14 protein-coding genes and 1 riboswitch are annotated in these 13,987 nt (G+C 67.3%); of the genes, 7 read left to right on the forward strand and 7 right to left on the reverse strand.

Going from position 1 to position 13,987, the window contains the following annotated elements; translation table 11 throughout:
* Positions 1–79 precede the first annotated feature (79 nt).
* Genes cysD through NS1_RS03180 form a run of 5 tightly spaced genes read left to right on the forward strand, consistent with a single transcriptional unit; the run spans position 80 to position 6,002 of the window.
* Positions 80–985 (forward strand): sulfate adenylyltransferase subunit CysD, encoded by a 906-nt coding sequence (gene cysD, locus NS1_RS03160; RefSeq protein WP_062981331.1) that lies wholly within the window; start codon positions 80–82, stop codon positions 983–985.
* A complete protein-coding gene (gene cysC / locus NS1_RS03165) occupies positions 985–2,859 on the forward strand; it encodes an adenylyl-sulfate kinase (RefSeq protein WP_062981333.1) in 1,875 nt (624 codons plus the stop codon). The genes cysD and cysC overlap by 1 nt, the downstream gene beginning before the upstream one ends.
* Positions 2,856–4,073, forward strand: coding sequence for a hypothetical protein (locus NS1_RS03170; RefSeq protein WP_062981334.1), 1,218 nt, complete (start codon positions 2,856–2,858; stop codon positions 4,071–4,073). The genes cysC and NS1_RS03170 overlap by 4 nt, the downstream gene beginning before the upstream one ends.
* Complete coding sequence (locus tag NS1_RS03175; protein WP_062981335.1) at positions 4,070–4,855, forward strand: SDR family oxidoreductase; 786 nt, start codon at positions 4,070–4,072, stop codon at positions 4,853–4,855. The genes NS1_RS03170 and NS1_RS03175 overlap by 4 nt, the downstream gene beginning before the upstream one ends.
* 13 nt (positions 4,856–4,868) lie before the next feature.
* Complete coding sequence (locus tag NS1_RS03180; protein WP_062981336.1) at positions 4,869–6,002, forward strand: sulfotransferase family protein; 1,134 nt, start codon at positions 4,869–4,871, stop codon at positions 6,000–6,002.
* A 75-nt stretch (positions 6,003–6,077) separates the two neighbouring features.
* Here the strand turns inward: NS1_RS03180 and NS1_RS03185 are convergent, their stop codons facing one another.
* From NS1_RS03185 to NS1_RS03210, 6 genes are read right to left on the reverse strand one after another with little or no spacing between them, the layout of a single operon-like run.
* The gene (locus tag NS1_RS03185; RefSeq protein WP_062981337.1) at positions 6,078–6,671 is read right to left on the reverse strand and encodes a hypothetical protein; all 594 of its coding nucleotides are present in this window, start codon (positions 6,669–6,671) and stop codon (positions 6,078–6,080) included.
* A 58-nt stretch (positions 6,672–6,729) separates the two neighbouring features.
* A complete protein-coding gene (locus NS1_RS03190; RefSeq protein ID WP_062981338.1) occupies positions 6,730–7,365 on the reverse strand; it encodes a (2Fe-2S) ferredoxin domain-containing protein in 636 nt (211 codons plus the stop codon).
* Positions 7,362–8,150 (reverse strand): ABC transporter ATP-binding protein, encoded by a 789-nt coding sequence (locus NS1_RS03195; protein WP_062981339.1) that lies wholly within the window; start codon positions 8,148–8,150, stop codon positions 7,362–7,364. The genes NS1_RS03190 and NS1_RS03195 overlap by 4 nt, the downstream gene beginning before the upstream one ends.
* A complete protein-coding gene (locus NS1_RS03200) occupies positions 8,147–9,214 on the reverse strand; it encodes a FecCD family ABC transporter permease (RefSeq protein WP_218019883.1) in 1,068 nt (355 codons plus the stop codon). Before NS1_RS03200 ends, NS1_RS03195 begins: the two co-directional genes overlap by 4 nt.
* Entirely contained in the window at positions 9,211–10,209 is a 999-nt protein-coding gene (locus NS1_RS03205; protein WP_218019884.1) for a FecCD family ABC transporter permease, read from the reverse strand. Before NS1_RS03205 ends, NS1_RS03200 begins: the two co-directional genes overlap by 4 nt.
* The gene (locus tag NS1_RS03210; protein ID WP_255284393.1) at positions 10,206–11,123 is read right to left on the reverse strand and encodes an ABC transporter substrate-binding protein; all 918 of its coding nucleotides are present in this window, start codon (positions 11,121–11,123) and stop codon (positions 10,206–10,208) included. The genes NS1_RS03205 and NS1_RS03210 overlap by 4 nt, the downstream gene beginning before the upstream one ends.
* A 149-nt stretch (positions 11,124–11,272) precedes the next feature.
* Positions 11,273–11,465, reverse strand: a riboswitch (cobalamin riboswitch).
* A 159-nt stretch (positions 11,466–11,624) separates the two neighbouring features.
* On the opposite strand from NS1_RS03210, the gene NS1_RS03215 reads away from it, so the two are divergent.
* Positions 11,625–11,849 carry a hypothetical protein gene (locus tag NS1_RS03215; RefSeq protein ID WP_307618684.1) on the forward strand — a complete coding sequence of 75 codons (225 nt, stop codon included), beginning with the start codon at positions 11,625–11,627 and terminating at the stop codon, positions 11,847–11,849.
* A 305-nt stretch (positions 11,850–12,154) separates the two neighbouring features.
* Here the strand turns inward: NS1_RS03215 and NS1_RS03220 are convergent, their stop codons facing one another.
* A complete protein-coding gene (locus NS1_RS03220; protein ID WP_062981344.1) occupies positions 12,155–12,634 on the reverse strand; it encodes a MarR family winged helix-turn-helix transcriptional regulator in 480 nt (159 codons plus the stop codon).
* A gap of 106 nt (positions 12,635–12,740) precedes the next feature.
* Between NS1_RS03220 and NS1_RS03225 the strand changes: the two genes are divergently transcribed.
* Positions 12,741–13,871, forward strand: a complete 1,131-nt coding sequence (locus NS1_RS03225) for a GDSL-type esterase/lipase family protein (RefSeq protein ID WP_062981345.1) — start codon at positions 12,741–12,743, stop codon at positions 13,869–13,871.
* The last annotated feature ends 116 nt before the right edge of the window (positions 13,872–13,987 follow it).

Consider the following 13,987-nt stretch of genomic DNA (forward strand, 5'->3'; position numbering starts at 1 on the left):
ACAATAGCGTCGAATATTCGACATCGCAACCCGTCGGGGAATGTTTTCCGACGAAATGCGCGAATGAAGTGGGTGAACAGTGCAGACGGGGTACGAGTTATCGCATCTGGCGGCCTTGGAGGCCGAGTCGGTGCACATCTTCCGGGAGGTCGCGGCCACGCTCGCGCGACCGGCGCTGCTCTTTTCCGGCGGCAAGGATTCCGCCGTGCTGCTGCACCTGGCGCGGCGCGCCTTCTGGCCCGCGCCGCTGCCGTTTCCGCTGCTGCACGTGGACACCGGCCACAACTTCGACGAGGTGATCGAGTTCCGCGACCGCACCGCCGAGCGCACCGGTGCCCGCCTGGAAGTCGCCCGCGTACAGGACGACATCGACGCGGGTCGCGCCGTGGAGCGCCCGGGCGGCACCCGCAATCCCTTGCAGACCACCACCTTGCTGCGCGCTATCGCCGAGCACCGGTTCGACGCGGCATTCGGCGGCGCGCGCCGCGACGAGGAGAAGGCCCGCGCCAAGGAACGGGTGTTCAGCTTCCGCAACAGTTTCGGCGAGTGGGACCCCCGAGCCCAGCGGCCCGAGGTATGGAACCTCTACAACGGTCGCCATCAGCCCGGCGAACACATCCGGGTGTTCCCGCTGTCGAACTGGACCGAGCTCGACATCTGGGAGTACATCGATCGCGAGGCCGTCGAGCTGCCCTCGCTGTACTACGCGCACCGGCGTCAGGTGATCGAGCGCGACGGGATGCTGCTGTCGGCGACACGCTTCGTCACCGCGGCCCCCGGCGAACGCACCTTCGAAGCCACCGTCCGGTTCCGCACCGTCGGCGACGCCACCTGCACCGGCTGCGTCGAGAGCACCGCCGACACCCCGGCGAAGGTGATCGCCGAGACCGCCGCCACCCGGCTCACCGAACGCGGCGCCACTCGCGCCGACGACCGGATCTCCGAGACCGGCATGGAAGACCGCAAGCGAGAGGGCTATTTCTGATGCGCCGCAATCTGTTACGACTGGCGACCGCGGGCAGCGTCGACGACGGCAAGTCCACCCTCATCGGTCGGCTGCTCTACGACTCCAAGTCCCTGTTCGACGATCAACTCGCCGCCATCGAACGAGTCAGCACCGAACGTGGCGGCGCCTCAGCCGATCTCGCGCTGGTCACCGATGGTCTGCGCGCCGAACGCGAGCAGGGCATCACCATCGACGTCGCTTACCGCTACGTGACGACACCACGACGCAAATTCGTCATCGCCGATACTCCGGGACACGTCCAGTACACCCGCAATATGGTGACCGGTGCGTCCACCGCCGACCTCGCGCTGATCCTGGTCGACGCCCGCACCGGCGTTTCCGAGCAGACCCGCAGGCACGCGTTCCTCGCGACCCTGCTCGGCGTTCCGCACCTGGTGGTATGCGTGAACAAGATGGACCTCGTGGACTGGTCGCAGGAGCGTTTCGAGGAGATCCGCACCGAGTTCGCCGCGTTCGCCGCCAAACTGACGGTGGGCGATCTGAGCTTCGTGCCCGTGTCGGCGCTGCTCGGCGACAACGTCGTCGACGGCTCCGAGCACATGGACTGGTATCCGGGCCCGCCGTTGCTGCGCCACCTCGAAGACGTCCATATCGCCTCCGACCGCAATCTCATCGATGCCCGGTTGCCGATCCAGTACGTCATCCGGGCGCAGGAGGGTCTCGACCACCGCAGTTACGCGGGCACTGTCGCGGGGGGCATCTTCAAGCCCGGCGACGAAGTGGTGGTGCTGCCCGCGGGGAAGTCGACCCATGTCAGGCAGATCTGGGGTCCGGGTGGCAGCAAGGTCGCCGAGGCGTTCACCGGAATGGCCGTGTCGGTGACCCTCGACGACGACATCGACGTCGGGCGCGGCGACCTGCTAGCGCGGCCCGGCAACCGTCCCCATATCGGCACCGAACTCGACGCGATGGTGTGTTGGTTCTCGGAGAGCGCTCAGTTGCGCGAGGGCGCGCAATACTTGGTGCGCACCGCCGCGCAGACCTCGTCCGCGCAGATCACGGCCATCGATTACCGCCTCGACGTGAACACCCTGCACCGAATCGAGGACGTCACCACGTTGTCGCTCAACGACATCGCGCGCGTTCGATTGCGCAGCCGTCATCCGCTGCTGTCGGATCCGTATCGGGAGAATCGGCGCACCGGCAGCTTCATCCTGATCGATCCGGTCACCGATCAAACGGTTGCCGCGGGGATGGTGACCGGCCGAGAAACCGGGACCGACTCGGTGACCTCGGACCGTGCGCGCGCGGCGTCGTCTGTGGTCTGGCACCGGTCGGCAGTCAGTCGCGCCGAACGCGGACATGCGGGTGCGACGGTCTGGCTGACCGGCCTGTCCGGATCGGGCAAGTCCACGTTGGCCGTCGAGCTGGAGCGGCAGTTGGTCGTGGCCGGCCGCCCCGCCTATCTGCTCGACGGCGACAATTTGCGGCACGGTCTCAACGCGGGCCTCGGCTTCACCCCCGCCGACCGGGACGAGAACGTGCGCCGCGTCGCCGAAGTCGCCGCACTGTTCGCCGATTCGGGTGCGGTGGCGATCGTGTCGGTGATCAGCCCGTTCGCCGCGCAGCGCAGCAATGCCCGCACCGCCCACGCCGACCGCGAGCTCCCCTTCCACGAAGTCTTCGTCGACACCCCACTGGCGGAATGCGAGCGCCGCGACGCCAAGGGCCTCTACGCCAAGGCCCGAGCAGGCGAGCTGCCCGGCTTCACCGGGATCGGCTCCCCCTACGAACGACCCGAGAACGCCGACCTGATCATCACACCCGAGCTCGGCTCCCCTGCCGAGATCGCCGCCCATATCCTCCGAGAGCTAGGAATAGCAGACCGTTGACCCACTCCAGTACCGCCACCGAATCCGGGAGCAGCGCGCCACCGGAACCGCTCACCGCGCCGTTCCTCGCCGCGGTCGCCCAGGCCGAAGAACTTATCGCCGCAGCGGAATTCGTCCGCAGTGATCAGGATCTCGCCGAGGGCTATGACTACCTCGCGGCGAGTGTCGCGGCATGCCTGCGTCTTTCGGGCGCACACGGCACATCACATCCGTATTTCGTGTCCTCGACCGGCCCGTACGCCAAAATGGGCCTCGACAACCCGGACACCCTCTACTACCACGCAAATATCGAGCCGACCGCCGAATACGTGGTGAGCGGGGTGCGCGGCAGCACCGTCGACCTGAGTTTCCAAGTACTCAAAGGCGACTACACCGCGACCGATGTGCCCGGTGGCGCCGACGCGTTCGACGACCGGCGCATTCCGATCGCCGCCGACGGCAGCTTCACCCTGCGCTTCGGCCCCGCGAAACCCGATGCGGGCCCGGACTACTTCCCACTCGGGGAAGGCGCGTCCATGCTGGCCGTGCGCGAGGTCTACAGCGACTGGTCCGAGCGCAAGGGCTCGATCCGGATCGAGCGGGTCGACACCATCGGCACCGCACCGGTCGAACCGGACCTGACGCGGATCCGCAAACGGTACGGCGCGGCGGCGAAAATGCTGCTCACCCGCGTGCACACCTGGTTCAACTTCCCGAAGTGGTTCTACCTCGATCTGCCGGTGAACACCCTCACCGCACCCCGGCTCACGCCCGGTGGGCTGAGCACCCAGTACTCCTCGGTGGGGCATTTCGATCTCGCCGACGATCAGGCGCTGGTGATCACCGTGCCGAAGTCCGATGCGCCGTACCAGGGGTTCCAGCTGGGCAGTCTCTGGTACATCTCCCTGGACTACGTCAACCACCAGACGAGCCTCAATCACGCTCAGGCCCAGGTCGATTCGGACGGGCTGATCCGGATGGTGGTGAGCAAACAGGATCCGGGCATCGCGAACTGGATCGAGACCACCGGCCGTACCCGCGGCATTCTGCAGTTCCGGTGGCAGCGCACCGATCGCCCGATGACCGAGGCCGATGGCCCGACGGTCGTCGTCGTGCCGATCGACGACGTCGCACAACACCTTCCCCATATCGAAGACAACCGGATCGACGCCGCTGGTTGGCGCGACCGTATCGCGGCCCGCCAGCGGGCCTTCGCCGAAAGGATGCTGGGATGAGCGGGGCACTGTTGGACGGCAAGGTCGTCGTCGTCTCCGGGGTCGGGCCGGGTCTGGGCCGGTCGATCTGTCTGGAGGCGGCCGCGGCAGGGGCGACGGTCGTGCTCGCGGCGCGCACCGAATCCCGTCTGCTCGAGGTGGCTGCCGAAATCGAGGCCGCCGGGGGCGCCACGCTGAGCGTGCCCACCGACATCACCGACGAGGCCGCGGTGCAGAATCTCGTGGCGCGCACGGTCGACACCTTCGGCCGGGTCGACGCACTCGTGAACAACGCGTTCTCGGTGCCGTCGATGAAGCCCCTCGACCGCACCGATTTCGACCACATCCGGTCGAGCCTCGATATGACGGTGCTCGGCGGTCTGCGGATGACGCAGGCGTTCGCGCCCGCGCTCGCCGAGGCCAAAGGCGCTGTGGTGATGATCAATTCGATGGTCGTACGTCATTCCGAACCCAGGTACGGCAGTTACAAACTCACCAAGGCCGCGCTGCTGGCCATGTCGCAGACCCTGGCCACCGAACTCGGCGGCAAGGGCGTGCGGGTCAACAGTGTGCTGCCCGGCTACATCTGGACCGATCAGCTGAAGTGGTACTTCGGTCAGGTCGCCGAGAAGTACGGCATCACCGTCGAGCAGGTCTATGAGCAGACCGCGTCGAAGTCCGATCTCAAGCGGTTGCCCGAGCCCGAAGAAATCGCCCGTGCCGTGGTGTTTCTCGCCTCCGACTGGTCGTCGGCGATCACCGGTCAGACCCTCGACGTCAACTGCGGCGAATACCACAACTAGGAGCTTGTAGAAGATGACTGTGCGCACCGATGTCGGCACCGTGGCCGACCTGCACGCCTCAGCCACCAAACTCACCGGTCTCACCGATTTCGGGGCCGACGACTACACCGAGGCGTTGCAGGTTCTGCTCGACTCGTATCGCGACGAGGCCGGTCTCACCGAGCTCGGCTCCAAAATGTCGCGATTCTTCCTGCGCGGTGCGCTGGTCGCTCGTGCGCTGAGTGAAGCCGCGTGGGCGGCCAATCCCGGCTACGTCGAAACACCTGTCACCAAGCCGATTTTTGTCACCGGGCTGCCCCGGACCGGTACCACCGCACTGCACCGGCTGCTGGCGGCCGATCCGGCCAATCAGGGGCTGGAGATGTGGCTGACCGATTTCCCGCAGCCGCGACCACCGCGCGAGAGCTGGGCCGACAATCCCGCCTACGCGCAGATCGACGCGGGTCTGCGACAGCATCAGGTCCAGAACCCCGAATTCATGGGCCTGCACTATATGAGCGCCTCCGACGTGGAGGAATGCTGGCAGTTGTTGCGCCAATCGGGCATGTCGTACTCCTACGGATGCCTCGCCTATATTCCGGGCTACACGCAATGGCTGTCCGGTCAGGATTGGACACCCGCCTACGCACGTCACCGCCGCAACCTGCAGCTGATCGGCATGAACGACACCCGCCGCTGGGTGCTCAAGAATCCCAGCCACCTGTTCTGCCTCGATGCCCTGTTGGCGACCTACCCCGACGCCATCGTCATCCAGACCCATCGTGACCCCGCCACCATCATCCCGTCGGTCTGCAGCCTCAACGAGCACGCCACCCGAGGCTGGTCGACGGTCTTCACCGGCGAAACCATCGGTCGCACACAGCTCGACCTGTGGGCGAGCGGCCTCTCCGAGTTCACCGCCGCCCGCACCCGCCACCCCGAGGCCACCTTCATCGACGTCGACTTCGACGACCTGCGCGCCGATCCTCTGGGCGTCGTCGACCGCATCTACACCCGGACCGGCACCACTCTGACCCCCGAGGCCAGAACAGCCATCACCGCACTCGATCACGAAAGCCGCACGGGCGACCGCAAAGCCACCCACCACTACTCCCTCGCCGACTACGGATTGACCGAGGAGATGGTCGCCGAACGTTTCCGAAGCTGACGTCCCCTGCCCGCGCGGTTCAGCCGTGCGGGCAGGTTCGGGTCCTCACCCCGGCATGAAGGACGGCGTCGGCGTTCACTCCCCGGCCTGCGTCGAATCCAGCGCTGCCAGCAAGGCCACGCCGCGGGGTGAGATCCGATATCCGGTGCCCAGGCTGATAGTCAGGCCGAGATTCTTCAGTTTGCGCACGTTGAGTTTGAAGCGGTGCGGGTCACGCCCGAGTTCCTCGGCCAGGTCGGGAGCTCGGGTCGCGGGGCGCCGCTGGATGATTCGGAGTGTTGCGTGGGTCCACGGGCCCTCGGGATCGGTCCGGTCCATGCGTGCGAGGCGAGCGGCCAAGGCCGCGGGATCGTCGATCCGGTCGTCGGCGGCCAGCGCGTCGCGCGGGTCCTCGTCGGTGAGACAGCGGATCCGGAGCAGATAGATCGGGTCCTGCTCGGCGCCCCGGAGATCGGCGAGCACATCGGCGGGCGCGCCATATCCCGCGGCGCGTGCGTCCTCGATGCTGATCTGCTCGGCGGTGACCGTCGACAGTTGGTCGACGGCGATACGCCCGGCACCCGTGCGGTAGATCTTGCCCTCGGTGGCCTGCCGATGACGCCACCGGCGAAAGAGCACCGTCACCGCCCCACTGCGGATCCCGGCCCAGCGCTGCTTCTCGATCAGCATGCGGGTCTCGACTGCCGCGCAGCCCGGTCGGGGTGGATCGTGGTCGGCTCGTCCTCGATCATTCCGTCAGGCTATCGCGCACGGCACCGATGGCGTCACCCCCGCGTACGCCGTTCGTGTGCCATTGCCCGTCCGGGTAGGTGATGTAGAGCGGGCCCAGATTGCACGGGTTGAGGCAGCCGGTCGGGGTGATCAGGGCGTCGGGGTGGTCGCGGCGCAGAGTTCGGTGCAGCTCGCCCGCGCCGTACACGGTGCAGCGGGGACCTCGACAGACCAGGATGTGCGTGGTGTGGTCCGGGATTTCGGACCAGGCCGGGCTGCGGAAAGCCCGCGGGCTCGCCGTCACCGGTACGCCGTCCTCGGACATCCTCGAACGCACCACATCGGCGAATCCGGCGGCGGTGTCGATGCCGTCGGTGATTCGCACGTCGAGGTCGCTGGCGCGGGTCTCCTTCCAGTTCGCCACCGCCCGCGCGATCCAGGTCTCGAGGTAACGGTCGCGTGGCACGGCGAGCGGGATCAGCGTGACCGGCGATTCGTCGCGCGCGGCGGTATCGAGTGCGGTGTGGATGGTCGGCTCCTGCTGGTCGAGGAGCGCGTAGTCGACCCCGCAGGCCTGCGCCAGAGCTTCGAGGGACGGGAGGTCGACGCCCGATGGAGTCGGCCGGGCGATGAGGACATACCGGCGCGTCATGCGGTGCGCACCGTTCGCCCGGCCGGAATCACCAGCGGTGTGCCCGTCATCGGATCGTCGATCACCGTGCAGTCGATGCCGAAGACTTCCGAGATCAGCTCGGGGCGCACGATCTCGGCGGGTGAGCCTTGAGCGACCACGCGACCGTCCTGTACTGCGACGAGATGGTCGGCGTAGCGCGCGGCGAGGTTGAGGTCGTGCAGGACCACGATGATGGTGCGCGGCAACAGGTTTCGCAGGACGTCGAGAACGTCGAGTTGGTGCGCCAGGTCGAGAAAGGTCGTCGGTTCGTCGAGCAGCATCACCTCGGGGTCCTGCGCCAGCGCGAGCGCGATCCACACCCGTTGTTTCTGACCGCCGGAGAGTTGATCCACCGGCCGGTCGATCAACTCGAGAGTGTCGGTGGCCACCAACGCTTTTCGCACGGCCTCACCGTCCTGCGCCGACCACTGACGGAACCAGCGTTGGTGCGGATGGCGACCGCGGCCGACGAGTTCACCCACGGTGATGCTGTCGGGGACGACGGGTTGTTGCGGCAGCATGCCGAGCCGCCGGGCGACGGTGCGCGCGGGCTGCGGTGCGATATCGGCGCCGTCGAGCAGGACCACGCCCGCCGTCGGCGCGATCAGTCGGGCCAGGCCGCGCAGCAGGGTCGATTTGCCGCAGCCGTTGCGGCCGACGATGACAGTGATCGCACCGGTCGGGAAGTCGACGGTGGCGTCGGTGACGATCGCGGTGTCGCCGTAGCCGAGCGTGAGTCCCTCGGTGGTCAAGTGTGCGGTCATCCAGCGTGTCCGATCCGGGTTGCGCGGGCGAGTAGGTAGATGAGAACGGGAGCGCCGAGGATGGCCGTCACCACCCCGACAGGGAGTTCCGCCGGGAACAGCCGCCGGGCGGCCAGGTCGGCGGCGACCACCAGCAACGCCCCGGTAGCCGCTGCGGGCGCGAGCCCGGCACCGCGTTCGGCCAGCAACCGTCGCGTGATCTGCGGCGCCACCAAGGCGACGAAACTGATCGGACCGGCCGCGGCCGTCGCCAGGGTCGCGGCGGCGGCCGCGACGACGATGAGCGTGCTGCGGTCCGGGCCGCGTCGCCCGGCCAGCGAGTTCGCCAGGTCGTCGCCCATTTCCAGCAGCGGCAACGAGCGAGCGAGAACGATCAGCGGCGGCACGACCACCAGCAGTGCCGCCGCGGCGAAGCCGACATGGCTCCAATCGCGGTTGGCCAAGCTGCCGGTGAGCCACATGGCGGCCGTATGCGCCTGGTAGTTGTCAGCGACGGTCAGGATGAACGCGATGGCCGAGGACAGCATCGCCGTGACGCCGATGCCGACGAGCACGAGTCGATAGCCATCGAGTCCGTCCTTGGTGGCCACGGCCACGATCAGCGCCATGGCCACCCCGGCGCCGAGCACCGCGCCGCCGACCAGCCCCAGTCCGGCGCCGCCGAGCAACACGCTCACCACCAACGCGCCCAGTGAGGCGCCCGCGTTGATCCCGATGATCTCCGGGCTCACCAGTGGGTTGGTCGCGATCCGTTGCAGGATCGCCCCCGATATCGCGAAGGCCGCGCCGACACACAGTCCGGTGAGCACGCGCGGCAACCGGTCGGCCACCACCACGTCGTACTCGATGAGCGTGCCGCCGCCACCGAGCACCCGGATCACATCGGCGACGGTGAGCGGGTAGTAGCCGATCGTGAGTGACCATGCCGCCACCGCCACCGCGGCCGCCGTGATCAGCACGGTCAGGACCGCGGAGCGTTTCCCGACGCGAAAGACGATGCGCCGGTCGGGTGTTCGCAGCAATAATGTGCCGCTGGGCAGCACGCCGGGCTCGGTGCGCGTCACAGTGTGGCCACCTTTCGATTGCGCACGAGATAGAGAAAGAACGGCGAGCCCGCGAAGGCGGTGATGATGCCGACCTGGATTTCCTGCGGCCGCACCAGCATCCGTCCGAGAATGTCGGCCACCAACAGCAACGTCGGACCGAGCAGCGCACACCACAGCAGAATCCACCGGTAGTCGTGCCCGGCGAAGAATCGGGCGATGTGCGGGATCACCAAGCCGATGAAGGCGATCGGTCCGGCGATCGCTACCGCCGAGCCGGCGAGCAGCACCACGCTCAACGCACCGATCGCGCGCGTCGCGACCAGTCGGGTGCCCAGCGTGCGCGCCATGTCGTCACCGATGGCGACGGCGTTCAACGGTCGTGCCACCACTACCGCCAGCAACGACCCGACCGCGATGAACGGTACTGTCCCCCAAACGGATTCGATGTCGGCACGAGTCAACGAACCGACCACCCAGAATCGGAAGTTGTCGAACAGGGCCCGGTCGAGCAGGGTGATCGCCGTGGTGATCGACCCACACAATGCGGTGCAGGCAGCGCCCGCGAGCGCCAGTTTCACCGGCGTCGCGCCGCCGAACCCCAACGATCCCAGCGTGTAGACGAACGCGGCGGCGATCGCGGCGCCGAGGAAGCCGAACCAGATGAATCCGCCCGTCGCCGTGAGGCCGAGCGCACCCATCGCGATCACGATCGCCAGCGACGCACCCGCGTTGATGCCGAGCAGGCCCGGCCCGGCCAGCGGGTTGCGGGTGAGCCCCTGCATCACCGCGCCCGCCAGCGCCAACGCGACACCCGCGAGCAGGCCCGCGACAGTTCTGGGCAGCCTGATGTAGCGCACGACCCGGTCGGTATCGGTCCCCTGAAAATCAGTGAACGCGACCACGGCCTGGTCGAGGGTGAGCGGGTGCGAACCGATCAGGATGGACGCCACGCAGGCAGCCGCCAGCGCGGCGCCGGCCAGGATCAGACCGGTGCCGCGAGCGGTGCGCGTCACCGCCTGAACAACTCAGGATGGATCAATTCGGCGACCAATTCGGTCGCGTGCGCGATCCGCACCCCTGCCGCCCGGTCGGCGAACAGGAACGGGTGCACGGTCGCGTTGCGCACGGCCGCCAGATTCGCGAATGCCGGGTTTCCGACGATCTTGTCGACCTGGGGCCGGCCGTCGGCGCGCGTGTAGGTCGCCTTGCAGCACAGGCTGGTCAGGATGACGTCGGGGTCACGAGCGATGAGCTCTTCCGCGCCGACGGGCACATTGCGCTTGGCGGTGAGATCGGCGAAGACATTCACTCCGCCTGCGGCTTCGATGATCTGGGTGATGAAGTCGATGCCGCCTGCCACGGTGTAGGAGCCGTCGTCTTTGGGGGTGACGACCGCGACCCTAGGCTTCACGGCGTTGCCGACCTTCGCGCGGACCGCGTCGATGCGCGAACTCAGCTGCGTGACAACTTCTTCGGCGCGCTCGGCGGCGCCCCACAGGGCACCGAGGTCGCGCAGGTCGGCGTACACGTTGTCGAAGCGCACGGTATCGGGGTCGATCGCTTCATCGGCGAGTCCGTCGGCGCTGGGGCACAGCGGACTCAGCACCCAGCTGCGCACGCCCAACTCGTTCAGGCTTGCCCTGGTACCGACGCTGTTCTGCGCCGAGGAGGCGAAGACCCCGTTGAACCCCGACATGACGAAGTCGGGTCGCTGGGCGAGCAGTTCGTCGCGACTCGGCAGCTTCTCGACGTAGGGCGAGCGTGCCTGCGCGGCGACATATTCCGGAAGCACGGCTGAGTCCAGGAATGCTGTGCCCACCAGCCGATCGGTGACGCCGAGCGCGTGCGCGATCTCGATCGAGGGCTGATACGCCGCGTAGATCCGCTGCGGTGGGCCGTCGACAGCGACGTCGATTCCACAGTTCACGCGGGTGACAACAGCTGCGCCGCCCGTATCGGAGGTCGGTTGCACACCGCAACCGGCTAGAACAATCGTGCAGGTGAGCAACGCGCCGGAACGTAGGCGCGCGAAAACAGAGCGGGTCAAGAGACGGCCTTCCAGGTCCTCGTGGAATGGGGTACTGCGTAGCCGTGGCCGGTCTCCTGGCTGACGGGATAGTGCGCGGTGAATCCACCTTCCCAGGGCAGGTGCCCCAGTGGCTCCGGACGACATACGTCGTACGGATCGATTCACAACTCCCGATCACAGTGGCGAGGGCCGCACCGGTTCTACACCGGTTTCCCGAACACCACGGCTGGTGAACTGTAGCAACGTCGGCTCCGTCGAGGGTCGGCGCCGATACAACAGCCGACTCCCAGCCGCGTCCCACCGGGCTCGACAGTTCCACCGCGAAGATTCAGCTATCGGCCGAGCACTTCGGCCGGCCGATGATCTCGGCAGTGAGATCGACGATCTGGAGGAACGCGCATGAGGATGAAATCGACACTGGCCAAGACCGCGGTGGCGGGCGCGCTGGCCCTCGGGGCCCTCGGCGCGACGGCGAGCGTGGCGAGCGCGGATCCGGGCGGGCACGACCAGCAGCGGCCCGAGCAGGGCCAGCAGCATCGGCCGCAGCAACAGCCGGAGCATCACCAGAACGACGCGCCGCAGCACGGCTTCTGGTTCTTCGGCACCTGGGTTCCCCTGCCCTGATCCACTCCACACCGCAGGCCCGGCACTCTCCGGGCTTGCGGTGGTCCGAGCGGCCACTCGCACGAGTTATGGTGCGGGACTTCACCATCGCGTTGGAGAATACCCCCCATCCGTGCCGTTCGTGTCAACGAATGTGATTGCAGGCGGGTCGGCACCTTAACCGGTTACCATTCACTCCCCTGAAGCCGACCCGCCTGCTTTTCACCAGCACGCCAGCGCGACCGCACGACGACCGATTCCACGCCTGCGCCATGACAGTTGGGCCGATCAGTGACCCGGCTCGCCCCGCGGAGACCGTGACAGCCTCACGACCGGTCGGACACAGCGGTAGCGGCCGGGTTCGTGGCATCGCGGATCACGCGCAGGCCGGTGATCAAGCCGTCGAGTTGCTCGGGGGTCAGCAGGCCGGTGAGCCATTGCTCGAGGGCGGCAAGGTAATCGGGAAGGACCTGTTCGAGGCGGCGGACGCCCGCGTCGGTCAAGGCCGCGTATGCGCTGCGGCGGTCGGTCGGGTCGAGCTGGCGTTCTATCAGTCCCGCGGTGACAAGGCGGTCGACCACACGGGTGACGCCGCTGGTCGAGAGCTCGGTTTGGGTGGCGAGATCCGACATCCGTAGGCGGCTGTTCGGAGAGCGACTCAGTCTCAGCAAGGCGTTGAGGTCCAGACCGGACAGGCCGTGCGCTTTCCAGGTCGGCTCGAGCTTGGCGATCAGACCGCTGTGTGCCTCGAAGAGCAAGCCGGAGATGGTGAAGCGGGGGTCGTCGAACAGCTCGTGGACGGACATGAGGCCAGCTTAGCTGATACTTGCCATGCGGATAGTTGACACGAGGAATACATCCGAGTAGACCTATGCGTAAGCATTATTCCGCACAGCAAATATCGGAGAGATCATGCAGCGCAACATGTGGGTCGCCGGGTTCCGGACCGGTGTCATCGCCCCGAACGAGCAGATCAAGCTCGCCGAGTCACGGGAGTTCGCCGACGAAACCGTGCGCCACGTCGTACACATGGCAGGTGGCGGCGAGGCGGTGCGCGTGCGGTTGACCAACCGCTACGGTCTCGCGCCGCTGCGGATCGGCGCCGCGCGCTTCGCAGCCCGCAAGACCGGATCGGCGATCATCGCCGATCGCGAGATCACCTTCGACGGCGCGGCACAGGTCACCATCGACGCGGGCGCCGAGCTCGTGAGCGATCCGATCGCCCTGCCGGTCACCGCGGGCGAAGACCTGCTGCTCAGCCTGTACCTCCCGACGCCGACCGGGCTCGCCACCTTCTCCCACCAACCCGGCGAGGTCGCCTACATCGCCACCGGCGACCGCACCGCGGACGTGGAACTCGTTGACGCGCAAGAGGTTCCGTTTCGATTCTTCGTCACCGGGATCGACGTGCTGGTCACCGACCCGCCACCGGTCGCCGTCGCGTTCGGCGACTCCTGGTTCGAGGGCTTCGGTACGACGCAGAGCGCCAATCGCCGCTCGGTCGACGCTCTCAACGCCCGTCTCACCCAGGGTTGGGTGGTCAACAACGGGATCTCCGGCAATCGCCTCACGGCCGACCAGATCGGCGAATCCGGTTCTGGCCGTTTCGATTCCGACGCGTTGCAGGTCCCCGGCGTTACCGACATTCTGATCAATTTCGGCATCAACGACCTCATCCTCGGCGCGATGGGCGGACAGTCCTCCGCGACCAGTGAGGAACTGATCGCCGGCTTCATCGACTTGGCCGACCGCGCGCACGCCGTCGGACTGCGAATCCACGCGGCCACCATCGGCCCGTACGCCGGTTGCGTCTACCCCGGCATGCCCCTGCTGGAAACCCAGCCGACCCGCCACGCCGTCAACGAATGGCTGCGCACCACCGAAGTCTTCGACTCGGTCTTCGACGTCGACCGTGCCGTGTCCGACCCCGAGCGCCCCGACTACATCCGTCCCGAGTTCGACAGCGGTGACGGCATGCACCTCAACGACGAGGGCGCCGCCGCGATGGCAGCCACCGTCGACGTCGCCGCCCTCTTCCGGTAACCCTCGGCCGTGATCACCGTGTCTTCCTCGGTGAGGGCACGGTGATGGGCGCCCGACGCTATCCGACCGGGGGTAGTTCGCCACGCACGCTACGTATCGCGAACGATTCCGGCGGT

This window comes from Nocardia salmonicida NBRC 13393 (assembly GCF_001613085.1).
Classification (GTDB): Bacteria; Actinomycetota; Actinomycetes; order Mycobacteriales; family Mycobacteriaceae; genus Nocardia; species Nocardia salmonicida.